This is a genomic window from Agromyces selenitireducens (assembly GCF_052748465.2).
In genome coordinates this window covers 2,974,808-2,998,475 of sequence record NZ_CM188259.1, presented here as the reverse complement: position 1 = coordinate 2,998,475, position 23,668 = coordinate 2,974,808, and the positions used below count along the sequence as shown (strand labels likewise).

The 23,668-nt window shown below is 72.5% G+C and carries 17 protein-coding genes; 12 read left to right on the top strand and 5 right to left on the bottom strand.

Features of this window, described 5'->3' with window-relative positions:
• Positions 1-116 precede the first annotated feature (116 nt).
• Genes ACULK4_RS14040 through ACULK4_RS14030 form a run of 3 tightly spaced genes read left to right on the top strand, consistent with a single transcriptional unit; the run spans position 117 to position 1,617 of the window.
• Positions 117-695: an RNA polymerase sigma factor gene (locus tag ACULK4_RS14040; RefSeq protein ID WP_445966191.1), complete on the top strand. Its 579-nt coding sequence runs from the start codon at positions 117-119 to the stop codon at positions 693-695.
• Complete coding sequence (locus ACULK4_RS14035) at positions 692-1,282, top strand: Asp23/Gls24 family envelope stress response protein (RefSeq protein ID WP_445966190.1); 591 nt, start codon at positions 692-694, stop codon at positions 1,280-1,282. The genes ACULK4_RS14040 and ACULK4_RS14035 overlap by 4 nt, the downstream gene beginning before the upstream one ends.
• Entirely contained in the window at positions 1,279-1,617 is a 339-nt protein-coding gene (locus ACULK4_RS14030; RefSeq protein ID WP_445966189.1) for a hypothetical protein, read from the top strand. The genes ACULK4_RS14035 and ACULK4_RS14030 overlap by 4 nt, the downstream gene beginning before the upstream one ends.
• A 10-nt stretch (positions 1,618-1,627) precedes the next feature.
• On the opposite strand, the gene ACULK4_RS14025 is transcribed toward ACULK4_RS14030, so the two are convergent.
• The 3 genes from ACULK4_RS14025 to ACULK4_RS14015 form a co-directional block, all read right to left on the bottom strand.
• A complete protein-coding gene (locus ACULK4_RS14025; protein WP_445966188.1) occupies positions 1,628-2,242 on the bottom strand; it encodes a CGNR zinc finger domain-containing protein in 615 nt (204 codons plus the stop codon).
• Positions 2,243-2,345: 103 nt separating this feature from the next.
• Positions 2,346-2,843: a SprT-like domain-containing protein gene (locus ACULK4_RS14020; protein ID WP_445966187.1), complete on the bottom strand. Its 498-nt coding sequence runs from the start codon at positions 2,841-2,843 to the stop codon at positions 2,346-2,348.
• 66 nt (positions 2,844-2,909) lie between these two features.
• Entirely contained in the window at positions 2,910-4,052 is a 1,143-nt protein-coding gene (locus tag ACULK4_RS14015) for a PQQ-dependent sugar dehydrogenase (RefSeq protein WP_445966186.1), read from the bottom strand.
• A 47-nt stretch (positions 4,053-4,099) separates the two neighbouring features.
• Between ACULK4_RS14015 and ACULK4_RS14010 the strand changes: the two genes are divergently transcribed.
• Genes ACULK4_RS14010 through ACULK4_RS14000 form a run of 3 tightly spaced genes read left to right on the top strand, consistent with a single transcriptional unit; the run spans position 4,100 to position 6,362 of the window.
• Positions 4,100-4,861, top strand: coding sequence for a LamB/YcsF family protein (locus ACULK4_RS14010; RefSeq protein ID WP_445966185.1), 762 nt, complete (start codon positions 4,100-4,102; stop codon positions 4,859-4,861).
• Positions 4,858-5,502, top strand: coding sequence for a 5-oxoprolinase subunit B family protein (locus tag ACULK4_RS14005; RefSeq protein ID WP_445966184.1), 645 nt, complete (start codon positions 4,858-4,860; stop codon positions 5,500-5,502). The genes ACULK4_RS14010 and ACULK4_RS14005 overlap by 4 nt, the downstream gene beginning before the upstream one ends.
• Positions 5,499-6,362 carry a 5-oxoprolinase subunit C family protein gene (locus ACULK4_RS14000; RefSeq protein WP_445966183.1) on the top strand — a complete coding sequence of 288 codons (864 nt, stop codon included), beginning with the start codon at positions 5,499-5,501 and terminating at the stop codon, positions 6,360-6,362. Before ACULK4_RS14005 ends, ACULK4_RS14000 begins: the two co-directional genes overlap by 4 nt.
• An 8-nt stretch (positions 6,363-6,370) precedes the next feature.
• On the opposite strand, the gene ACULK4_RS13995 is transcribed toward ACULK4_RS14000, so the two are convergent.
• The gene (locus ACULK4_RS13995; protein WP_445966182.1) at positions 6,371-7,234 is read right to left on the bottom strand and encodes a spermidine synthase; all 864 of its coding nucleotides are present in this window, start codon (positions 7,232-7,234) and stop codon (positions 6,371-6,373) included.
• 15 nt (positions 7,235-7,249) lie between these two features.
• Positions 7,250-8,008 carry a spermidine synthase gene (locus ACULK4_RS13990; RefSeq protein WP_445966181.1) on the bottom strand — a complete coding sequence of 253 codons (759 nt, stop codon included), beginning with the start codon at positions 8,006-8,008 and terminating at the stop codon, positions 7,250-7,252.
• A gap of 297 nt (positions 8,009-8,305) precedes the next feature.
• On the opposite strand from ACULK4_RS13990, the gene rpoB reads away from it, so the two are divergent.
• The 6 genes from rpoB to ACULK4_RS13960 all read left to right on the top strand — a co-directional run bounded on the left by rpoB (position 8,306) and on the right by ACULK4_RS13960 (position 23,663).
• Entirely contained in the window at positions 8,306-11,797 is a 3,492-nt protein-coding gene (gene rpoB / locus ACULK4_RS13985) for a DNA-directed RNA polymerase subunit beta (protein WP_445966309.1), read from the top strand.
• 41 nt (positions 11,798-11,838) lie between these two features.
• A complete protein-coding gene (gene rpoC / locus ACULK4_RS13980; protein WP_445966180.1) occupies positions 11,839-15,741 on the top strand; it encodes a DNA-directed RNA polymerase subunit beta' in 3,903 nt (1,300 codons plus the stop codon).
• Positions 15,742-15,936: 195 nt separating this feature from the next.
• The gene (locus ACULK4_RS13975; RefSeq protein ID WP_445966179.1) at positions 15,937-16,617 is read left to right on the top strand and encodes a hypothetical protein; all 681 of its coding nucleotides are present in this window, start codon (positions 15,937-15,939) and stop codon (positions 16,615-16,617) included.
• Between the two features lie 95 nt (positions 16,618-16,712).
• Entirely contained in the window at positions 16,713-17,879 is a 1,167-nt protein-coding gene (locus tag ACULK4_RS13970) for a hypothetical protein (protein WP_445966178.1), read from the top strand.
• Between the two features lie 127 nt (positions 17,880-18,006).
• Positions 18,007-19,185, top strand: a complete 1,179-nt coding sequence (locus tag ACULK4_RS13965) for an RDD family protein (RefSeq protein WP_445966177.1) — start codon at positions 18,007-18,009, stop codon at positions 19,183-19,185.
• Positions 19,182-23,663, top strand: coding sequence for a type VII secretion EssC family protein (locus ACULK4_RS13960; RefSeq protein ID WP_445966176.1), 4,482 nt, complete (start codon positions 19,182-19,184; stop codon positions 23,661-23,663). Before ACULK4_RS13965 ends, ACULK4_RS13960 begins: the two co-directional genes overlap by 4 nt.
• Positions 23,664-23,668 lie beyond the last annotated feature (5 nt).

Here is a 23,668-nt window from a genome sequence, read left to right as displayed (position 1 = left end):
GTGGAGTGGACGGGACGCAATCGCCTTGCGGCTCCGCGTCGGAGCGATATCGTCGCTCTACAGGTAAGAGACGGTGCCGAGCGCATTCGTCACGAACTGAGTCACTGGGGGGTGGCGTGACGATATCCGAAGGCGACGGCCACCCTGCCGATCGACTGCAGCTCGTCAGCGACGAGATCCTCGTCGAGCGAGCCGTCCACGGTGACGTCGCCGCATTCCAGGCGCTCGTGCAGCGGCACGGACCGCTCATGCGCGCCTACACGTCACGCATCGTCGGGTCGCGCACCGAAGCCGACGACGTGGTCCAGGAGTCGTTCATCATCGCGTGGAGGCAGCTCCACGCACTCAGGAATCCGGGCGCCGTGAGGGCGTGGCTGATGAGGATCGCCAGCCGCGAGGCGCTCGCCCACGTCAGGCGACGCCCGTCCGACGCCCCCCTTCCCCCGATCGACGTCCCGGGATCCGGCGACACCCGCCCCGAGAACGTCGCCGTGCGGAACGCGGAGCTCAGGGCGCTGTCGGCCGCCCTCGACCGGCTTCCCGACGACCAGCGCCAGTGCTGGCTGCTCCGGGAGATCGCCGAACTCAGTTACACCGAGATCGCCGAGGAGATGCACCTTCCTCCGGCTACGGTGAGAGGCAAGCTCGCGCGAGCACGCGCGAACGTCACGGCGCAGATGGAGGGGTGGAAATGAACGACGCGGCACGCGTCACCCCGGAGTGCGGCAAGACGATCGACGAGCTCAGCGACTACCTCACCGCCGGCCGCACGCCGTACGACCCCGCCATCGAGACGTGCCCGGAGTGCCTCAACGAACTCCGAGCACTCGCCCGCGTCGCCCGGCTCTCCCGCGACCTCATCGCGCAGGATGCCGCAGAGCTTCCCGCCCCGCCCGAGAGCTGGATGCAGGCGATCCTGAGCGACATCCACCGCGAGATGCGCGCCGGACGCGACCTCCCCATCCACCACCCCGACCCTCGCGTCCGCATCAGCGTGACCGAGGGCGCCGTGCGGGCACTCCTCCGCGATGTGGCCGACGACATCGACGGGCTCATCGTGGGACGGTGCGAACTCCTCGGGGCCGCCGAGCGACCGGGCGCACCGATCCGCGTGCACCTCACGGCCAGCGCCATGTGGGGGAGGTCGGTCCCCGAGCTCTCCGCCACCCTCCGCGACCGCGTCGCCGCGGCGCTGAGCCGGCACACCGAGCTCGTCGTCGCCGCGGTCGACGTGACCATCGCGGACCTCCACGGGTACGCGCCGGCCGAGGAGCAGCGATGACGACCGCCGGTTCCGCCGACGCGCGCCTCGGGGACGACCTCGCCACGCGCGCCCTCGCCGTCGATGGGGTCGACCGGGTGTTCCCGCCCACGGTTCGCGCCGCAGCCGCACGCGCGGCGCAGCTCGTCGCCCCGCCCGGTGCGGGCGGGTCCGAACCTCCGAGCCGGGTCGACGTCGGGGACCATGACGGCACGCTGGTCGTCACCGCCCGGATCGCGACCCGTCGCGAGGGCGACACGCCGCGGACCGCACGCCGGGTCGCCGACGCGCTCATCGACGGACTCCCGGCGGGTCGGGATGCCGCGGTCAGGATCCGCATCGCGCAGATCCGGTGATCCCTCGGCCCTAGGCCGCGGTCAGTTGCGCCTTGCCCGACTTGCGGGCGCGGTGCGCGCGCACCTTCGCGCGATTGCCGCAGCGCTGCATCGAACACCAGCGGCGGCTCGCCGCGCGCGAGGTGTCGAGGTAGACGATGCCGCAGTCGCCCGCGCACACGCGCACGCGTCCGGCGTTCGCGGGGCCGAAGCAGTCGACCGCGTCGCGCGCGATGGTCGACAGCGCCTGGCCGACGGTCTGCACCGAGCGGCCGGCCTGACGCGAGCCGCCGTCGAGGGTCGGCGGGATGTCGGGAGTGGCCGCGTACAGGTTGACCACGTCGACGTCGGCGGCGCGAAACTGCTCGCCGCGCCCGGCCGCGAGTGCGAGCCGTGCGATCGCGTCGCGCAGGGCGACCGCGTCGAAGAGGTCGCGCGATCGGGCGGCCCCGACCGTCATCGGGAACCGCTCGCGCAGCCACGCCGCGAGGTCGTCCGGTGCGTGCATGCGCTCAGGGGCGACGGCGACGGGAAGGCCCCCGGTGTAGGCGAAGTCGAGCGCGAACGAACCGGAGTCGAACCACCACCGGCCGCTGTCGTCGGCGAACCACTGGCCGACGGGGATCGAGACGGTCGAGACGGGCACCGCACCAACCTACCCGGTCGGTCCGGCGGGTTTCGTCGCGATCCGAGGGCGGATGCCGCGGGCGACATGCGGACGCGTCGCGACCTCGCGACGCGCCCCGAGGTCACTCGGCCGCGGCGCTCGCCGCGGCGCGGCGCATCGCGACGGTGATCTCGCGGCGACGCCACACGATGAGGTTCGCGCGGTCGAACCCGCGCCGGCACAGGCCGCAGCTGAGCGGGCGCGACGGCGCGCGGTAGCGGTAGTGCTCGTGCCCGGACGGGCAGCGGCCGACCCAGGGGGCGAGCTCGTCGGCGACCGCGCCGTCGTGCGTGCGGCGGCCGACGTAGCCGATCGACGTCGCGATCCGGGCCCATCTGGGGCCGTGCCCGGCCCGTGACCCTGCCATCGCATGCGCGACCTCGTGCAGCAGGATCTGGTGGATCTCGTCGTCGTCGTACCTGGACGCGAGGTAGCGCGAGACCGAGATGTGCCGGTCGGTGTAGTTGCAGAGCCCGGCGCGCTTCTTCGCGTTGTCGAACCCGAAGCTCCAGACGGCAGGGTCGAGATGCAGGGCGATGAGCGCCTCCGCCCAGACCCGAACGCGTCCGAGATCCGCCATGCGAACGACAATAGCGCCGCCCCGGGACATCGCCACCGATTCGGGTGCCCCGCATCCGGGGGCCGGTCAGCCGGCCTCGGCGACGTGGATGCGCAGCAGCCGATCGTCGCCCTCGCGCGGCGAGCCGCGGCCGTCGGTGTTGTTCGTGAGCGCCCACACCTCGCCGTCGGGGCCAGGGACGACGTCGCGGAAGCGTCCGTACTCGCCCGCGTACGTGTCGACCACATCGGTGGGCGAGCCCGTGGCCGGCGAGGCCCACCACAGGCGCTCGCCGCGCAGCGCCGCGATGACGACCGTGTCGCCGACCACCGCGATCCCGCTCGGGCTCGCCTCGGCGGTCGGCCACTGCACTGCGGGGTCGGTGAATCGGGGGTCGTCGGCGCGCCCCTCGACCTCGGGCCACCCGTAGTTCCCGCCCGCGACGATGCGGTTGAGCTCGTCCCACGTGTTCTGACCGAACTCCGCCGCCCACATGCCGCCGGCGGCATCCCAGGCGATGCCCTGCACGTTGCGGTGCCCGAACGAGTGGACGAGCGAGTCGAACGGGTTGCCCGGGGCCGGCTCCCCGTCAGGGGTCATGCGCAGGATCTTGCCGCCCAGCGAGCCGAGGTCCTGCGAGGCGGCACGGTCGCCGGCATCGCCCGTCGTGGCGTAGAGGTACCCGTCCGGGCCGAACGCGAGGCGGCCGCCGTTGTGGTTGCGGCCGCGCGGGATGCCGGTGAGGATCGGCTCGGGCTCGCCCAGGCCGAGCTCTCCGGCGGTGCCCGTGAGCGGCATCCGCACGACCCGGTTGTCGGAGTCGGTCGAGAAGTAGGCGTAGAGCGCGTCGCCGTCGTCGCCGCCGTCGCCGGGCAGGTGCGCGAGCCCCATGAGACCGCCCTCGCCGCCCGCGACCACGCCGTCGACCACGGCCGCCTCGCGCACGCTGCCGTCCTCGAGCACCTCGACGATGCGCCCCGAGTCGCGTTCGCTCACCAGCACGCCGCCGTCGGGCAGGCGCACGACCGACCACGGGGCCTCGAGGCCCTGCGCCAGCACCTCCGGGGTGCCCGTGGGAGCCACGACGGGCGCCTGCGACGCCGGCGGTTCAGTGGGGCTGGGCACCGCCGTCCCGGACGGCGGGTTCACGACCGGACCGGATTCCGGACCCGACGCGCAGCCTGCGAGCAGGACGACCGACGCCGCCGCCGCGAGACTCCGTGCGCGCATGCCACCTCCCCGGACCAGTCTGCGCGACACGGCGGCAGAATGGGAGCATGCAGCGGGCGATCGACCTGAACGCCGACCTCGGCGAGGGGTACGGCGCGTGGCGCATGGGCGACGACGAGGCCATGTTCTCCCTGGTCACGAGCGCGAACGTCGCGTGCGGCTTCCACGCGGGCGACCCGCTCACGATGGTCCGCAGCGCCCGTCTCGCCGTCGCCCACGGGGTCGCGCTCGGCGCGCACCCGGGGTATCGCGACCGGGCGGGCTTCGGACGCCGCGAGCTGGCCGTCTCGCCCGACGAGATCGCCGCCGAGGTGGTCTACCAGCTCGGTGCGCTCGACGCGGTGGCCCGGGCCGCCGGCACCGAGGTTCGCTACGTCAAGGCGCACGGCGCGCTGTACCACCGCCTCGACGCCGACCGGGCCGCAGCCCTCGCCGTGGCCGACGCGCTCGCCGCGTTCGACTCCGCGATCGCGCTGCTCGGCCCGCCCGCGGGCGAGCTCGAACGCGCGGCGGGTGAGGCAGGCATCCGCTACGCCCGCGAGGCGTTCATCGACCGCGGCTACCTCGCCGATGGGCGGCTCGTGCCGCGCACCGAGGCCGGGGCGCTCGTGCACGAGCCGTCGGCCGCGGTCGACCGCGCACTCGAGCTCGTCGAGACCGGCGGCGTCATCGCGCACGACGGCAGCCGTGTCGACCTCGGGCCCGACTCGCTGTGCCTGCACGGCGACACCCCCGGTGCGGTCGAGCTCGCGCGCGCGGTGCGCGCCGCGCTCGACGCCGCCGGGCACGAGCTGCGGCCGTTCGCATGACGACGGCCGTCCGCCTGCTCCCCTCGGGGCCGACCGCGCTGCTCGTCGAGACCGACTCGCTCGCCGGCGTGATGGCGCTGCACGACGCGCTCGCCGCGTCGGCGCCCGACGGGGTGGTCGAGCTCGTGCCCGCGGCGCGCACGCTGCTCGTCGCGGTCGAACCCGCGGTCCTGCCCCTCGAGACGGCGGCGAGCTGGGTGCGTCGCGTGGCGGCCGGGCCGGCGGCCGCGGCGGCCGGCCCGGCCGCACCGCGGGCCGGCGAGGTCGTCGTCGAGGTCGACTACCGCGGCGACGACCTCGCCGACACCGCCGGACTGCTCGGCGTCTCGCCCGAGCACCTCATCGCGCGGCACACCGGTACCGCCTGGCGGGTCGCGTTCATCGGCTTCGCACCGGGTTTCGCGTACCTCGTGGCCGACGAGTGGCCGTTCGACGTGCCCAGGCTCGACGTCGCACGCACGCGCGTGCCGTCGGGCGCGGTCGGACTCGCAGCCGGGTTCTCGGGCGCCTACCCCCGCGAGAGCCCCGGCGGCTGGCGCCTGGTCGGGCGAACGGACGCCGCGCTGTGGGACCCCCACGCCGACCCGCCCGCGCTGCTCGCGCCGGGTCGCACCGTGCGATTCCGGGCGGTGGGCCCGTGACCGCGCTGCACGTCGAGGCGGCGTCGGGCTCGGTGCTCGTGCAGGACCTCGGCCGTCCCGGGCTCGCCCGGATGGGCGTGTCCGCGTCGGGCGCGCTCGATCGCGCGGCCATGGCGCTCGCGAACCGGCTCGTCGGCAACCCCGACGACGCGGCCGGCCTCGAGGTCGTGCTCGGCGGCTTCCGCGCGGTCGCCGACGCCGACCTGTGGGTCGCCGTCGCGGGCGCGTGGGGACCCGTCCGCGTCGGCGGTCGCGATGCGTGGCCGTACCGCGCGCACCGCGTCCGCGCGGGGGATCCGATCGAGCTGGGTCCGGCCGTCCGTGGCCTGCGGTACGCGCTCGCCGTCCGCGGAGGCGTCGACGAGACGCCGGTGCTCGGCTCGCGCAGCCGCGACACGCTCGCCGGGCTCGGCCCCGAGCCGGTGCGCGCCGGCCGGATGCTGCGCGTGGGCGCCGAGCCCGCGGCATCCGTGCCCCTGCTCGACGACGACGCGGCCTACCCGCCGCCGACCGGCGCCGTCACGCTCGGCCTGCTGCCCGGCCCGCGTGCCGACTGGGTGACGGATGCCGCGCTGCGTGCGCTGTACGAGTCGCCCTGGCGGCTCTCGGCGTCGGCCGACCGCATCGGTGCCCGACTCGAGGGACCCGCGATCGAACGGCGCGTCACGGCGGAGCTGCCGAGCGAGCCGACGGTCGCGGGCGGCATCCAGGTCACCGGGGCGGGCGTGCCCACGATCCTGCTCGCCGACCGTCCGGTCACCGGCGGGTACCCGGTCGTCGCGATCGTCGAGCCCGCGTCGCTCGACCTGGTCGCGCAGGTGCGGCCGGGGCAGGAGATCCGCTTCCGGCACGCGCGCTGACGCGCCCGCTACCGCTTCGAGAGGAACACCGAACGCGACGGCGGCGGCGAGGGGATCGCCGTGGCATCCGTCACCACCGGTGCACCCGCGATGAACCGCGTGAGCTCGGCGCCCTCGACGAGTTTCGCCGGCGCCGGGTCGCTCGCGAGGCGTCGCGGCATCGACTCGAACGGCAGCGGGTCGTGCGAGGCGTACATGACGACGTTGCCGAACCGGCGGCCCTTCAGCATGCCGGTGTCGGCGGCGATCGCGACGTGCTCGTACACGTGGGAGAGCGTCGCGGCCTGCGACCGGGCGAACGCGAGGCCGGCTCCGTCGGCGACGTTCACCACGACGATGCCGCCGGGTGCGAGCCGCGGCGAGACCAGCCCGTGGAACTCGGCGCTGGTCACGTGCGCGGGCGTCCGCGAGCCCGAGAAGATGTCGATCACCACGATGTCGACCGTTCCGGTGAGGCCGGCGGGCAGCTTCGCGAGGACCTCGCGCGCGTCGCCGTGCCGCACCCGGAGCTGCGCGCCGCGGGGCAGGGGCAGGTGCTCGCGGACGAGATCGACGAGGTCGGACTCGAGCTCGACGACCTGCTGTCGCGATCCCGGCCGGGTCGCGATGACGTACCTGGGCAGGGTGAACGCGCCGCCGCCCAGGTGCACGGCCGTGATCGGCTCGCTCGCCGGTCGCACGAGGTCGATCGCGTGCCCGATGCGGCGCACGTACTCGAACCCGAGCCACTCCGGGTCCTCGAGGTCGACGTGCGACTGCGGCGTGCCGTCGACGTACAGCGTCCATGCGCCCGGCCGCGTGCGCGACTCCTCGAGGCGCGCGAGGTGGCCGCTCCGGGCGAGGCGGCGTTCGAGGTCGGGCACGGATGCCACGCTACCGCCGCTTCCTCAGCAGGCGCCCCACAGGACCACGTCGAGCCGGGCGCCCTCGAGCACCTCGGCGGGGAACGGGCCGGCCCGGCGCAGGCGCTCCCCGACCCGGTCGGGGATCGCGGAGCCCGCGACGATCACCGCGTTGCCCTCCTCGGCCCCCGAGAGCACCGGGGGAGGGCCGGCGACGAGGAGCTCGGCACCGGGGTCGGCGCGCGCGATCGCGCGGGCCTGGGCGGCCAGCCGCGGGCCGCCCGCGGCGTCGGCGACGTTCACCACGACCACGCCGCCCGGCGCGAGCAGGCCGAGGCAGGCGCCGAGGAAGCCGGGCTCGTCCACGAACGCGGGCGCGTCGAGCCGCGTATAGAGGTCGACGATCACGATGTCGAAGCGCCTCGGCTCCTGGGCGAGGCGCACCACCGCATCGCGGGCGTCGGCGACGACCACCTCGATGCGCGCCTGCTCGGGCAGCGGCATCCGCTCGGTCACGAGGTCGACCACCCGGGAATCGGCTTCGACGACGACCTGAGCCGAGTCGGGCCGCGTGGCGTCGACGTACCGGGCGAGGCTCATCGCCCCGCCGCCGAGGTGCAGCGCGGCGATGGGCGCGCCGGGGTCGGCGACCGCATCGACGACGTGCCCGATCCGCCGCACGTACTCGAAGAACAGCCGGGTCGGATCGGCCGCGTCGACGTGCGACTGCGCGGCGCCGTCGACGAGCAGGGTCAGGCCCGTCGACGAGAACACGTCGCGTTCGAACTCGATGCGGGATGCCACGCCTGCATCGTGGCACGCGCGCACCCGTCCGATCGACCCGCAGCGCCGCGGATCGGTGCCGCGCGGGGAGGCGAAGCTGGGTTATACCCGAGATTCACGATGAGGTCAAGATTCGACTGGACATGGCGCGTATCGCGTTCTATGCTTGACCTTTGCGCTCCCAGACCCACTATGCCTTCATATTGCGGTCGGCTCCTGCGTGCCGGGTCTCCCGGTATCCGCACTTCGTCTGAGGGGTCAACTCCAACCACCACCGACAGTGAACCGGCCCCCGAGGGGGCCATGGAGGTCATTTCCTTGGCTGCTGCGCGCAACGCAACCACGCCCACCCCCAAGAACGGACGCGGTGCAAGCCGCCTCTCGTTCGCGAAGGTCACCGACACCCTCACGGTACCCGACCTGCTCGCCCTGCAGACCGAGAGCTTCGACTGGCTCGTCGGCAACGAGGCGTGGAAGGCACGTGTCGAGGCCGCCGCCGAGCAGGGCCGTCAGGACCTGCCCGAGACCACCGGCCTCGAGGAGATCTTCGAGGAGATCTCGCCCATCGAGGACCTCGGCGAGACCATGCAGCTCTCGTTCACGAACCCGGAGCTCGAGCCGCCGAAGTACACCATCGACGAGTGCAAGGAGAAGGGCAAGACCTTCTCCGCTCCGCTGTACGTCAACGCGGAGTTCATGAACCACCTCACCGGTGAGATCAAGACGCAGACCGTGTTCATGGGCGACTTCCCGCTCATGACCCCCAAGGGCACCTTCGTCATCAACGGCACCGAGCGCGTCGTCGTGTCGCAGCTCGTCCGCTCGCCCGGCGTCTACTTCGAGCGCACCCCCGACAAGACCTCCGACAAGGACATCTACTCGGCGCGCGTCATCCCGAGCCGCGGCGCCTGGCTCGAGTTCGAGGTCGACAAGCGCGACCAGGTCGGCGTTCGCATCGACCGCAAGCGCAAGCAGTCCGTGACCGTCTTCCTGAAGGCCCTGGGCCTCACCTCCGAGGAGATCCTCGAGGAGTTCGCCGGCTACGAGTCGATCGCGCTCACCCTCGAAAAGGACAACATCCTCACGAAGGAGGAGGCGCTCAAGGACATCTACCGCAAGCTGCGTCCGGGCGAGCAGGTCGCCGCCGAGGCCGCGCGTGCGCTGCTCGACAACTTCTACTTCAACCCGAAGCGCTACGACCTCGCCAAGGTCGGCCGGTACAAGATCAACCAGAAGCTCGGCCTCGAGGCCCCGCTGACGGACTCGGTGCTCACGGTGCAGGACATCGTCGCCACGATCAAGTACCTCGTCGCCCTGCACGAGGACCGTCCCACGCTGCCCGGCCGCCGCGGCGGCAAGGCCGTCGACATCCGCCTCGACGTCGACGACATCGACAACTTCGGCAACCGGCGCATCCGCGCGGTGGGCGAGCTGATCCAGAACCAAGTCCGCACGGGCCTGTCGCGCATGGAGCGCGTGGTCCGCGAGCGCATGACCACGCAGGACATCGAGGCGATCACCCCGCAGACCCTGATCAACGTGCGACCCGTCGTCGCCGCGATCAAGGAGTTCTTCGGCACCTCGCAGCTGTCGCAGTTCATGGACCAGAACAACCCGCTGGCGGGCCTCACGCACAAGCGCCGCCTCTCGGCGCTCGGCCCCGGCGGCCTCTCGCGCGACCGCGCGGGCGTCGAGGTCCGCGACGTGCACCCCTCGCACTACGGCCGCATGTGCCCGATCGAGACGCCGGAAGGCCCGAACATCGGCCTCATCGGCTCGCTCGCGTCGTTCGCGCGGATCAACTCGTTCGGCTTCATCGAGACGCCGTACCGCAAGGCCGTGAACGGCAAGGTCACCGACCAGATCGACTACCTCACGGCGATGGAGGAGGACGACTACATCGTCGCCCAGGCCAACGCGCCGCTGAAGGCCGACGGCCACTTCCAGGAGGAGCGCGTCCTCGCCCGCAAGAAGGGCGGCGAGGTCGACCTGTTCCCCGCCGACGAGATCGGCTACATGGACGTCTCGCCGCGCCAGATGGTGTCGGTGGCGACCTCGCTCATCCCGTTCCTCGAGCACGACGACGCCAACCGCGCGCTCATGGGCGCCAACATGCAGCGCCAGGCGGTGCCGCTGCTGCGCAGCGACTCGCCGTTCGTCGGCACGGGCATGGAGGGCTACGCCGCGATCGACGCCGGCGACGTGATCACGGCCGACCGGGCCGGTGTGGTCGCCGAGGTGTCGGCCGACTTCGTCACGCTGCAGCTCGACGAGGGCGGCACGCAGACCTACTACCTGCGCAAGTTCGACCGCTCCAACCAGGGCACGTCGTACAACAACCGCGTCGTCGTCTCCGCCGGCGAGCGCGTCGAGGCCGGCGAGGTCATCGCCGACGGTCCCGCGACCGACAACGGCGAGCTCGCGCTCGGCAAGAACCTCCTCGTGGCGTTCATGCCGTGGGAGGGCCACAACTTCGAGGACGCGATCATCCTCAGCCAGAACCTGGTGAAGGACGACGTCCTCTCCTCGATCCACATCGAGGAGTACGAGGTCGACGCACGCGACACCAAGCTGGGCAAGGAGGAGATCACCCGCGATCTCCCCAACGTGAGCCCCGACCTGCTCGCCGACCTCGACGAGCGCGGCATCATCCGCATCGGCGCCGAGGTCCGTCCCGGCGACATCCTCGTCGGCAAGGTCACGCCGAAGGGCGAGACCGAGCTGTCGGCCGAGGAGCGCCTGCTCCGCGCGATCTTCAACGAGAAGAGCCGCGAGGTGCGCGACACGTCGCTCAAGGTCCCCCACGGCGAGCAGGGCACGATCATCGGCGTCAAGGTGTTCGACGCGCAGGACGGCGACGACGAGCTCGGCTCGGGCGTCAACCAGCGCGTGGTCGTCTACATCGCCCAGAAGCGCAAGATCACCGAGGGCGACAAGCTCGCCGGCCGCCACGGCAACAAGGGCGTCATCTCGAAGATCCTGCCGGTCGAGGACATGCCGTTCCTCGCCGACGGCACGCCGGTCGACGTCATCCTGAACCCGCTCGGCATCCCCGGTCGAATGAACTTCGGCCAGGTGCTCGAGACCCACCTCGGCTGGGTCGCGAAGCAGGGCTGGAAGGTCGAGGGCAAGCCCGACTGGGCCAAGCGCCTGCCCGAGGTCGCCCGCGAGGCCGAGCCCGGCACCAAGGTCGCCACGCCCGTGTTCGACGGCGCGCTGGAGGAGGAGATCGCGGGCCTGCTCGACTCGACCCTCCCGAACCGCGACGGCGAGCGCCTGATCGACTCCAGCGGCAAGACGCAGCTGTTCGACGGCCGTTCGGGCGAGCCCTTCCCGTACCCCGTGTCGGTGGGCTACATGTACATCCTGAAGCTGCACCACCTCGTCGACGACAAGATCCACGCGCGCTCGACGGGTCCGTACTCGATGATCACCCAGCAGCCGCTCGGTGGTAAGGCGCAGTTCGGCGGTCAGCGCTTCGGCGAGATGGAGGTGTGGGCCCTCGAGGCCTATGGCGCCGCCTACGCACTGCAGGAGCTCCTCACGATCAAGTCCGATGACATCCTCGGCCGCGTCAAGGTGTACGAGGCCATCGTCAAGGGCGAGAACATCCAGGAGCCCGGCATCCCCGAGTCCTTCAAGGTGCTCATGAAGGAGATGCAGTCGCTCTGCCTGAACGTCGAGGTCCTCTCGGCCGACGGCACCGCGGTGAGCCTCCGCGACACCGACGACGAGGCCTTCCGCGCCGCGGAGGAGCTCGGCATCAACATCTCCGCGCGCTTCGAGTCGTCGAACATCGACGAGATCTGATCCGCCAGGTACGAGAAGACTTCAGGAAACTAGGAGAGAAATTGCTCGACGCAACCACGTTTGACGAGCTCCGTATCGGCCTGGCCACCGCCGAGGACATCCGCAAGTGGTCCTACGGTGAGGTCAAGAAGCCCGAGACCATCAACTACCGCACGCTCAAGCCCGAGAAGGACGGCCTCTTCGGCGAGCAGATCTTCGGACCGAGCCGCGACTGGGAGTGCGCCTGCGGCAAGTACAAGCGCGTGCGCTTCAAGGGAATCGTCTGCGAGCGATGCGGCGTCGAGGTCACCAAGTCCTCGGTCCGCCGCGAGCGGATGGGCCACATCGAGCTCGCCGCGCCGGTCACGCACATCTGGTACTTCAAGGGCGTGCCCAGCCGTCTCGGCTACCTGCTCGACATGGCGCCGAAGGACCTCGAGAAGGTCATCTACTTCGCCGCCTACATGGTGATCGACGTCGACGACGAGGGTCGTCACGCCGACATGCCCGGCCTCGAGAACGAGGTCCGCCTCGAGATCAAGACGATCGGCGACGCCCGCGACGCGCGCATCGCCGATCTGATGAAGCGCAAGGAGGAGGAGCTCGCTGCACTCGAGGCCGAGGGCGCCAAGGCCGACCAGCGCAAGCGCGCCGAGGCCGCCGCCGACAAGGAGATGGCCGGCGTCCGCAAGTCCGCCGACGAGCAGATCGCGCACCTCGAGCGCGTCTGGGAGGACTTCCGCACCCTGAAGGTCGGCGACCTCAAGCCCGAGGACTCCGTCTTCCAAGAGCTGCAGGACCGCTTCGGCATGTACTTCGAGGCCTACATGGGCGCCGAGGCGATCAAGAAGCGCCTCGAGTCCTTCGACCTCCAGGCCGAGGCCGACGACCTGCACCTGCAGATCGCCGAGGGCAAGGGCCAGAAGAAGATCCGCGCGATCAAGCGGCTCAAGGTCGTGAACTCGTTCCTGCAGACCGGCAACTCGCCGGCCGCGATGGTGCTCGACGTGGTCCCCGTGATCCCGCCGGAGCTCCGTCCGATGGTCCAGCTCGACGGCGGCCGCTTCGCGACCTCCGACCTGAACGACCTGTACCGTCGCGTGATCAACCGGAACAACCGACTCCGTCGCCTGCTCGACCTCGGCGCGCCCGAGATCATCGTCAACAACGAGAAGCGGATGCTGCAGGAGGCCGTCGACGCGCTGTTCGACAACGGCCGCCGCGGCCGTCCCGTCACGGGCACCGGCAACCGCGCCCTGAAGTCCCTGAGCGACATGCTCAAGGGCAAGCAGGGTCGGTTCCGCCAGAACCTGCTCGGCAAGCGCGTGGACTACTCGGGCCGTTCGGTCATCGTCGTGGGCCCGCAGCTCAAGCTGCACCAGTGCGGCCTGCCCAAGCAGATGGCGCTCGAGCTGTTCAAGCCGTTCGTCATCAAGCGCCTCATCGACCTGAGCCACGCGCAGAACATCAAGGCCGCCAAGCGCATGGTGGAGCGGTCGCGCCCGCAGGTGTGGGACGTGCTCGAGGAGATCATCCGCGAGCGCCCCGTGCTGCTGAACCGCGCGCCCACGCTGCACCGCCTCGGCATCCAGGCGTTCGAGCCGCAGCTCGTCGAGGGCAAGGCCATCCAGCTGCACCCGCTCGTCTGCGCCGCGTTCAACGCGGACTTCGACGGCGACCAGATGGCCGTGCACCTGCCGCTGTCGGTCGAGGCGCAGGCCGAGGCCCGCATCCTCATGCTGGCGTCGAACAACATCCTCAAGCCGTCGGACGGCCGTCCGGTGACCCTGCCCTCGCAGGACATGATCATCGGCCTGCACCACCTGACGACCGAGAAGGCCGGCGCGGCCGGCGAGGGCCGGGCGTTCTCGTCGATCGCCGAGGCGATCCTCGCGTTCGACCAGAACCGTCCGGGCGAGCTGGCGCTCGACCTCGGCGCGAAGGTGAAGATCCGCCTCGATGGTCTGCACTTCCGCCAGGGCGAGGCGCCCGAGGGCTTCGAGCAGGGGCAGCCGTTCCTGCTCGAGACCACCCTCGGTCGCGCGCTGTTCAACGAGGCGCTCCCGGAGGACTACCCGTACTTCAACGAGCAGGCCGGCAAGGGCCAGATCTCGGCGATCGTCAACGACCTCGCCGAGCGCTACCCGAAGACCGAGGTGGCCGCGACGCTCGACCGGATCAAGGACGCCGGCTTCCGCTGGGCGACCCGTTCGGGCGTGACCGTCGCGCTCTCCGACGTCGTCGAGCTCCCGCAGAAGCGCGAGATCGTCTCGAAGTACGAGAAGCAGGCGGCGAAGGTCACGTCGCAGTTCGAGAAGGGCCTCACGACCGACCTCGAGCGTCGCCAGGAGCTCATCCAGATCTGGACCAAGGCGACCGACGAGGTCGCCAAGGCCATGCAGGAGGAGTTCGCGTCGAACCAGGACAACACCATCAACCGCATGGTGACGTCGGGTGCTCGCGGTAACTGGCTGCAGGTGCGCAACATCGCCGGCATGCGAGGCCTCGTGAACAACCCGAAGGGCGAGATCATCCCGCGCCCGATCATCTCCTCGTACCGCGAGGGGCTGTCGGTCGCGGAGTACTTCATCGCCACGCACGGCGCCCGCAAGGGCCTCGCCGACACGGCGCTCCGCACGGCCGACTCGGGCTACCTGACCCGTCGTCTGGTCGACGTCTCGCAGGACGTCATCATCCGCGAGGACGACTGCGGCACCGGCAAGGGCCTCGAGATGCCGATCGCGGCGACGGATGCCACGGGCACCCTGGTCCGCGACCCGAACGTCGAGAACTCGGTCTTCGCGCGCAGCCTCGCCGCCGACGCGGTGAACGCCAAGGGCGAGGTCGTCGCCGAGGCCGGCGACGACGTGGGCGACGTGCTCATCGACAAGCTGGTCGCGGCGGGCGTCGAGTCGATCAAGGTCCGCTCGGTGCTCACCTGCGAGTCGGCGGTCGGCGTGTGCGCGAAGTGCTACGGCCGCTCGCTCGCGACCGGCAAGCTCGTCGACATCGGCGAGGCGGTCGGCATCATCGCCGCCCAGTCGATCGGCGAGCCCGGCACGCAGCTGACGATGCGCACCTTCCACACCGGTGGCTCGGCCTCGGCCGACGACATCACGCAGGGCCTGCCCCGCGTGCAGGAGCTGTTCGAGGCGCGCACCCCGAAGGGCGCGTCGCCGATCGCGGAGGCCGCCGGCCGCATCACGATCGACGAGACCGAGAAGCAGCGCAAGGTCATCCTCACGCCCGACAACGGCGACGAGCCGATCACGTACAACGTGCTCAAGCGCTCGACGCTGCTCGTCGAGGACGGCCAGCACGTCGAACTCGGCCAGCAGATCATCGTCGGCACGGTCGACCCGAAGGAGGTCCTCCGGGTCAAGGGCGTGCGCGAGGTGCAGAAGCACCTGGTCAACGGCGTGCAGGACGTGTACCGCTCGCAGGGCGTGCCGATCCACGACAAGCACATCGAGGTCATCGTGCGCCAGATGCTCCGCAAGGTCACCGTCGTCGACCACGGCGACACCGACCTGCTGCCGGGCGAGCTCGTCGACCGCTCGAAGTACAACGAGATCAACCGCGCCACCCTCACCGAGGGCAGGAAGACGGCGTCGGCGCGTCAGGAGGTCATGGGCATCACCAAGGCCTCGCTCGCGACGGAGTCGTGGCTGTCGGCCGCGTCCTTCCAGGAGACGACCCGCGTGCTCACGCAGGCCGCCATGGAGGGCAAGTCCGACCCGCTCGTCGGCCTCAAGGAGAACGTGATCATCGGAAAGCTGATCCCGGCGGGCACCGGCCTGAACAAGTACCGGAACGTCACCGTCGAGGCGACCGAGGAGGCGAAGGCGGAGCGCTACCCGAACCGCATCTTCTCCGACGACGCCGCGTTCACCGAGGGCGACCTCAGCTTCGTCGACTTCGACTCGTTCTCGAGCGACGACTTCACCCCCGGCAACTACAGCTGATCCGCGCGGGGGCGGCACGAGCCGCCCCCGCAGCACCGAAGGGCCCCGGAGCCATTCCGGGGCCCTTCGGCGTCTCCGGACCTGGAGCGCGGCCCGCTCGGGCGCGCTTCCCCCGGGCGGCTCCCAGCCGACCTCGCTAGGATCGCCCGCGGTCGACCCTGACGATTCCCCCCGATCCGCGACCCGGAGAGTTCCATGCCCGACGACGCCCCCGTGCTCCGCCGCCCGACGACCTGGCTCATCGCCGCCGTGGTCGCCCTCGTCCTCGCCGTGATCGCGGTCGCCGGCGTGCTCCTGATGCCGAAGGCCCAGTCGGAGGCGGATGCGGCGCCGACCGCCGCCGGACCGCGTCCGACGCCGGCGGCGGCCGGCGAACCCGTGCCGGTGGCTCCGCCGGCGGCACCGCCCGCCGACGGATCCCCCGTCCCCGCCGACTGCTCCGCGGCCTACACCACCGACTGGGCGGGTGCATTCGCCCCCGACTACGTGCTGAACCCGGCCTGGGCGACCGGCGACGGCGGACCGGTCCTGCTCGGGACCGACGACCCCGGCGCGCTGCCCACGCTCGAGCAGACCACCGAGCTCACGTGCGCCTGGCTCCCCGCTGAGCCGTCCGACGGTCGCACGGGCCTCGTCACGTCGATCGCCCGGGTCGACGAAGCCCAGCGGAGCGCGGCACTCGGCGCGTTCGAGGCCGGTGGGCTCGACTGCTTCGAGGAGCTCGACGGGACGCGCTGCATCGCCGAGTGGGAGGAGCCCGCGGGCCCGGCCGGGGAGTCGCACTTCTTCCGCGACGACGTGTGGATCGCCACGCGCTGGTCGGGGCCGGCCGTCACCGGCTACACGCACGACATCATCGCGGCGCTCTTCGCCTGAGTCGCGAAGCGCCGCGCCGCTGCCGGGCGGCGCGCCCCCGCGTTGCTAGAGTGGCCGCACCACGGGCAGGCGGTGCTGCCCGGAAGGAGCGGACGATGAGCAGCACGACTCCCGGATCCGACCCCGAGCGTCGCGATCTCGACGGCGACGGCAGCCCCGATGCGCCGACCGACCGCGACGACGCGGCGGCCGACACGAGCGGTGCCGGAGACGCTCCCACGACCGGTCCCGCAGCGGACGTCGAGCCGCGGCCGGAGGATGCGCAGTCCGCCGTCGACCCGACCGCCGGCGACGCCGACCGGGTCGACCGGCTCGAGCCGGCCGAGACCCCGTCGAGCGACGCCGCAGGCGCGCCCGTCCAGGACACCGCGTTCACGGGCACCACGGCCGATGCCGACCGCGACGACGCCGCCGTCGCCGACCGCACCGAACTCGACGCGGCGGTGGAGCGCGCCCGCACGGACCACCCGCCCGTCGTGGTGAGCTCCGACCCGGCGGACCGCACCGACACCACGGCGATGCAGCGCGAGGACCTCCAGGCCGCGAGTCCGGAGCCGGTGCGCGCGCAGGAGGCGCGCCGCGAGACGGGCGTGCCCGAGACGGTCGGCGCCGCCGGGGCGGGCGCCGGCACGGCTGCGGCATCCGCATCGCCCGGCACCGCGCCCACCGCCCCGTCGCCGCCGTCGCCGCAGGCGATCTACGTGCAGGCGCCGGCCGAGCCGAAGGCCCGCGGCAACCGCGGGTTCGGGGTGCTCGTCGGCCTCATCGCGACGGTCGCCTTCGGGCTGCTCTACGCGGGGGCCTCATTCCTCGTCATCGCCGCGTTCAACGGCGGCTTCGCGAATGCGGGACCGGTCTTCACCGACCAGTTCATCGTCTCCGCGGTGTTCTGGGGGCCGGTGATCGCGTTCTTCGCCTCGTTCGCCGTGCTCGCGCTGCTCCTCAACCGCGCCGCCTGGTGGGCGTGGGCCGTCTTCGGCCTGGTCGTCGGCGTCCTGGTCTACCTCGCGTACATCGGCGGGTCGCTGGTGGCCGTCGCCGCGTGGCAGTTCACCCCGACGGAGGCCGGCGACTTCCTCGCCAACCAGTGGCTCACCCCGTACGCGATCATCGCCGCGATCATCGCGCGCGAACTGCCGATCTGGTTCGGCGGCTGGATCGCGGCGCACGGTCGCACCGTCACGGAGCGGAACCGGACCGCGCGCGAGGAGTACGAGCGTCAGCTCGCGGCTGGACCGCAGCCGGTCTCGTCGACGCGCTGAGCTCGGGCCGGCGACGGCCGGCGCGCTACGCTCGGACGTCGGGCGCACATGGTGAGTGCTCCCCATCGACGTGGCACGCCCAGCCTGCTTGGGTGGCTCCCTGACCCTGCACACCCGAGGAGCGCTGTTGAGCATCACCATGCACGCCGACGAGCCGATCCCGGGCGTCGGCGCCGATGGCCGCGCCGACCCGGCGTACGCCGAGCGCCTCGGTCTTCTCCCCGCTCCGCCCGGTCGCCGGTCGGCCGCATTCGCGGTCGACGCGTGCGGGTGGGGGCTGTTGTCGGCCCCGTCGGCGGTCGGGGCGGCGCAGCTGGCGCCCGTCGTCCTGTCCCGGGCGGTGACGGATGCCGCGGCACTCGGGGGTCCGCTCCTGCTGCTCGCCCTCGGGCAGGTGCTGCTCGCGGCGTACGGCGTGACGCAGCTCGCGCTGCACGGTCGGCGCGGCGTCACCATCGGCAAGGCGTCCCTCGGCCTGCGCTCGGTGAACGCGGCGACGTTCGACCGCCCCGGGTTCTGGAGGGTCGTGCTGCGCGCACTCGTGCTGTGGGCGTCGCAGCTCGTGCTGCCGTTCGCGGGGCCCGCGCTCTGCTTCGCGTCCGGGCTGTGGGATCCGGAGGGGCGCGGACGCAGCTGGCTCGACCGGGTCGGGCGCTGCCTCGTCGTCGACGCGCGTCGCGGCCTCGACCCGTTCGACGGCGCGGCGCTGCGCCACGCCCGGCGACAGCTCGAGGCGGCGCCGCGTGCCGAGCGGCCGGTGCTCCCGTCCCTCGCGTCCGACCGCGCGATCGACGAGCGCACGTTCATTCCGGCCGCGCGGTCGAGCTCCGGCGTCATCGCCGCCCCGCCCGCGGCCGAGGCGGTCGCCGCATCGTCCGCGTGGGCACCGCCGGCGGAGGCCCCGATGGCCGCGACGGTCGCGTCCGCACCCTCCGGGCCGGCGTCCCCGGCGCGACCGGTCGCGGTGGGCACGGTCACCCTCGCGTTCGCGCACGGCGCCCGCGTCGCGGCATCCGGCACCGTGCTGCTCGGCCGCGACCCGGCATCGACGGGCGACGACCCCGCGAGCACCGCGCTCGTGCCGCTCGTGGACGCGAGCATGGGACTGTCGAAGACGCACGCCGCGGTCACGGTCGACGACCGCGGCGTGCACGTCACCGACCGCTGGTCGAGCAACGGCACCGCCCTCGTCGGCGCGGACGGCCGCGCCCGCGTGCTCGAGCCCGGCCTGCCGACCCCGGTGCCGCCGGGATCGACCGTGCGGCTCGGCGGTGTCGAGTTCCGAATCGAGGAGGTGCGCGCGTGAGGCTGAAGCTCGGCTTCCGGCGGCAGAGCGGGCCGCCGGTCGACGTGGTGGTCACCGCCGACGCGACGGCGACGGTGGGCGACCTCGCCCGCTCGATCGCCGCCGCCGACCCGGCGTCCACCGGCCTTGCGCAGCACGAGGGTCCGCTCACGCTCGCCGTGGCGCCGCCGACGTCGAACGCGCCGGTCGTGCTCGAGCCCGGCACGCTCGCGGCCGACGCGCCGATCGGGTCGGGATTCGAGGCTGCCGTGGTCTCTCCGGCGGCGCGGGCGGCCGGCGCAGACGTGGCGGTCGCGGTCATGCACGTGCACTCGGGCGCAGATGCGGGCCGCGAGTTCCCGCTGCGGCGTGGCCACAGCGTCGTCGGACGGTCCGCCGACTCCGACGTCGTCCTCGCCGACCCGCTCGTGTCCAAGCGGCACGCCCGCATCGAGGTCGACCAGGCGGTCGAGCTCGTCGACCTGAACTCCGCGAACGGGCTCGTCGTCGACGGCGGCGAGGTGTCGCGCGTGCGCGCACTGCCGGGCGTGCGCGTCACGATCGGCGACACCGTCGTCTCGTTCGCGATGCTCGCGGGCACGGATGCCGCGGCCGACCCGGTGCTCGAGCGCGGCGGCGCGCTCATGTACAACCGCTCGCCCCGGGTCGAGGCCCGCTACCCGGGCACGGCGCACCCGGAGCCCCGCGTGCCGAACGAGGAGAGCCCGCGCCTCTTCCCGTGGCCCATGATCATCTCGCCCGTGCTCATGGGCCTGGCGATCTACGCGCTGACCGAGCGCGCGATGGCGCTGCTCATCGTGTTCCTGTCGCCGCTGATGCTCGTCGGCAACTACATCGGGCAGCGCATGGGCAGCGGGAAGAAGCTCGAGCAGGAGATCGAGGCGTTCGAGATCCAGCTGGAACGACTCGAGGAGACCCTCGAGCGCGAACGGCACGTCGAGCGCGACCGCCGCCATGACGAGACGCCGCCGGTCGCGACGGTGTACGAGCAGGCGATGCGGCTCGGGCCCATGCTCTGGACCCGGCGGCCCGAGCACTGGAACTTCCTCGCCGTGCGACTGGGGGTGGGGCGCGCGCCGAGCCGCAACTCGGTGCGCGAGTCGGAGGCGCCGCAGCCGGGCATCGCGCGCTACGCCCGCCGGGTCGACGTGCTGCGCGAGCGCTACCGCGAGATCGACGACGTGCCCGTGATGGAGCTGCTGCCGAGCGCGGGCGCGCTCGGCATCGCCGGGCCCGCGAACCTCGCCGCCGACGCGCTGCGCGGCCTGGCGGTGCAGCTGTTCGGCCTGCACGCGCCGAACGACGTGGTGGCCGCGGCGATCGTCGATCCGGGCTGGAGCCGCGAGCTCGACTGGCTGAAGTGGCTTCCGCACGCCTCGAGCGACCGGAACCCCGTCGCGGGCGCCGCGCTCGCCGACAGCGCCTCCGCCGGCGCCGCCCTGCTGAACTCGCTCGAGGAGCTCATCCTCGACCGGCTCGGCGCGGCGCCCGAGCGTCGCGGTCCGCTCGCCGAGGACCAGGGCTCGATGACGCGCGGCTCCCGCGTGGGCACGCCGGGCGGCGTCCGCGATGAGCCGCGGCCCGACTCGGCCCTCGTGCTCATCGTCTCTGCCGACGCCCCGGTGGACCGCCCCCGCCTGGTGCAGCTCATCGAGCGGGGCGCCGAGGTCGGCATCCACACGCTCTTCGTGGCGCCGACCGTCGCATCGCTGCCTGCCGCGTGCCGGACCTTCGTCGACGTGACCGGCGGGCTCGGCGCCGCGCGCGTGGGCGTCGTCCGTTCGGGCGTCGAGTACGCCGGCGTCGCCGTCGAGGGCGTGTCGATGCGGTACGCGGAGGTCTTCGCGCGCCGCCTCGCGCCCGTCGTCGACGCGAGCACCGTCGTGGAGGACGCGAGCGACCTGCCGCGCAGCGTGTCGATGCTCTCCCTCCTCGGAGATGAGACGGTCCGCGACGCCGACAGCGTGGTCGAACGCTGGCGGCAGAACGCGTCGATCCTCGACCGTTCGGGCGCGAAGCTGCCGCGCCTGAAGCGGGCGGGCACGCTGAAGGCGTTCGTCGGGCAGGCGAGCCCCGACGCGATGACGCTCGACCTGCGCACGCAGGGTCCGCACGCGCTCGTCGGCGGCACGACCGGCGCCGGCAAGTCGGAGTTCCTGCAGGCATGGGTGCTCGGCATGGCCGCCGAGTACAGCCCGGATCGCGTCACGTTCCTGTTCGTGGACTACAAGGGCGGCTCGGCGTTCGCCGACTGCGTCGACCTGCCGCACTGCGTGGGCCTCGTGACCGACCTCAGCCCGCACCTCGTGCGCCGCGCGCTCACGAGCCTCCGCGCCGAGCTGCACCACCGCGAGCACCTCTTCAACCGCAGGAAGGCCAAGGACCTGCTCGAGCTCGAGAAGCGGCGGGACCCCGAGACGCCGCCGGCGCTCGTGATCGTCATCGACGAGTTCGCCGCGCTCGCGGGCGACGTGCCGGAGTTCGTGGACGGCGTGGTCGACATCGCCCAGCGCGGTCGCTCGCTCGGGATCCACCTCATCATGGCCACGCAGCGACCGGCGGGCGTCATCAAGGACAACCTGCGTGCGAACACCAACCTCCGCGTCGCGCTGCGCATGGCCGACGAGTCGGACTCGCGCGACGTCGTGGGCGACCCGGTCGCCGCCGGCTTCGACCCGTCGATCCCCGGCCGCGGCATCGCGAAGACCGGGCCCGGCCGGCTCGTGCCGTTCCAGTCGGCGTACGCGGGGGGCTGGACCAGCGATGCGCCCGCCGAGGCCGATGTCCGGGTCGCCGAGCTGCGGTTCGGCTCGACGACGGTGTGGGAGGTCGCGGGGGAGCGCGACGACGAGCACGAGCTCGCCGACCCCGGTCCGAACGACCAGAAGCGGATGGTGCAGGCCTTCATCCGCGCTGCGGACGCCGCCGCGATCCCGCCGCCACGCCGGCCGTGGCTCGACGACCTGCCCGCCACGGTCGCGATCGAGTCGCTGCCGCGGCGCGGCGACGGCGACGTCGCGTTCGGACTCGCCGACGTGCCGGAACGGCAGCTGCAGGCGCCGATGTCGTTCGTGCCCGATCGCGACGGGGCGATGCTCGTCTACGGCACGAGCGGCTCGGGCAAGTCGACGCTGCTGCGCACGCTCGCCGTCTCGGTCGGCCTGCGACCCGACCTCGGCCCCGCTGAGGTCTACGCGCTCGACTTCGGCTCGGGGACGCTGCGCTCCCTCGAGGTGCTCCCGCACGTCGGCTCCGTCGTGCCGGGCGACGACACCGAGCGGGTCCAGCGGTTGCTGCGGATGCTCGACGCGCTCCTCGACCGCCGCGGCCGTGCGTTCAGCGAGGTCAACGCGGCGAGTCTCTCCGAGTACCGGGAGCTCAGCGGCATCCGCGAACCCCGGGTGCTGCTGCTCATCGACGGCTTCGCCCAGCTCAAGGCCGACTGGGACTCGACGACGGTGCGCATGCCGTTCTACAACGTCGTGATGCGGCTGCTCGGCGAGGGGCGACCGCTGGGCGTCCACGTCGTCGCGACCGCCGATCGCGCGGGCGCGGTGCCGACGGCCGTGAGCGCGAACGTCACCAGGCGCATCGTGCTGCGGCTCTCCGACGAGTCCGGGTACCAGGTCCTCGGAGTGCCGAAGGACGTGCTCGACGACCGCTCCGCGCCCGGACGAGCGATCGTGGACGGCCTCGAGGCGCAGGTCGCCGTGCTCGGCGGCTCCGCGAACGTCGCCGAGCAGACGAAGGCGCTCGAGGCACTCGCCGCCCGGCTGCGCGACCAGGGCGCGGTCGAGGTGGAGCCGGTCCGCGCGCTGCCCACGGCGTTCGCCGCGACGGCGCTGCCGGCCGAGCTCGCGGGCGAGCCGGTGCTGGGCCTCGCGGACGACACACTCGCCCCCATCGCGTTCGAGCCAGTGGGGACCTTCGCGATCACCGGGCCGCCGCAGAGCGGGAAGACCACCGCGATGCGCGCGGTGATCGACGCGGTCCGGCGTCATGACCCCGACGTGCGCCTCTTCCACCTCGCGGGACGCCGGGCGGCGCTCGGCGAGCATGCCGACTGGATGCGCAGCGCTGCCACGATCGAGGAGGTCACTGCGCTGGCCCGCGAACTCGTCGACGTGATCGGCGACGCGTCGGTACCGGGCCGCTACCTCATCGCCGTCGAGAACGTGACCCAGTTCGCCGACTCCGCCGCCGAGCGTCCGCTCAAGGAGCTCTTCCAGGCCGTCAACCGCAGCGACCACTTCCTCGTGGGCGACGCGGATGTCGCGAACCTCTCGAGCGGCTTCGGCTTCGTCGGCGACTTCAAGGCCGGTCGCCGCGGCGTCGCCCTCAAGCCCGACGCCTACGACGGCGACGCGGTGTTCAAGACGCCGTTCCCGAAGGTGAAGCGCTCGGACTTCCCGGAGGGGCGCGGCTTCCTCGTGCAGCACGGCCGTGCGACCCTCGTGCAGCTGCCCCAGGTGCGATGACCGGG

Coding starts and splice junctions, on each gene's coding strand:
- ACULK4_RS14030 (WP_445966189.1), top strand. CDS start 1,279: ATGACGACCGCCGGTTCCGCCGACGCGCGCCTCGGGGACGACCTCGCC.
- ACULK4_RS14035 (WP_445966190.1), top strand. CDS start 692: ATGAACGACGCGGCACGCGTCACCCCGGAGTGCGGCAAGACGATCGAC.
- ACULK4_RS14020 (WP_445966187.1), bottom strand. CDS start 2,843: ATGGCGGATCTCGGACGCGTTCGGGTCTGGGCGGAGGCGCTCATCGCC.
- ACULK4_RS14005 (WP_445966184.1), top strand. CDS start 4,858: ATGACGACGGCCGTCCGCCTGCTCCCCTCGGGGCCGACCGCGCTGCTC.
- ACULK4_RS14015 (WP_445966186.1), bottom strand. CDS start 4,052: ATGCGCGCACGGAGTCTCGCGGCGGCGGCGTCGGTCGTCCTGCTCGCA.
- ACULK4_RS13975 (WP_445966179.1), top strand. CDS start 15,937: ATGCCCGACGACGCCCCCGTGCTCCGCCGCCCGACGACCTGGCTCATC.
- ACULK4_RS14010 (WP_445966185.1), top strand. CDS start 4,100: ATGCAGCGGGCGATCGACCTGAACGCCGACCTCGGCGAGGGGTACGGC.
- ACULK4_RS13970 (WP_445966178.1), top strand. CDS start 16,713: ATGAGCAGCACGACTCCCGGATCCGACCCCGAGCGTCGCGATCTCGAC.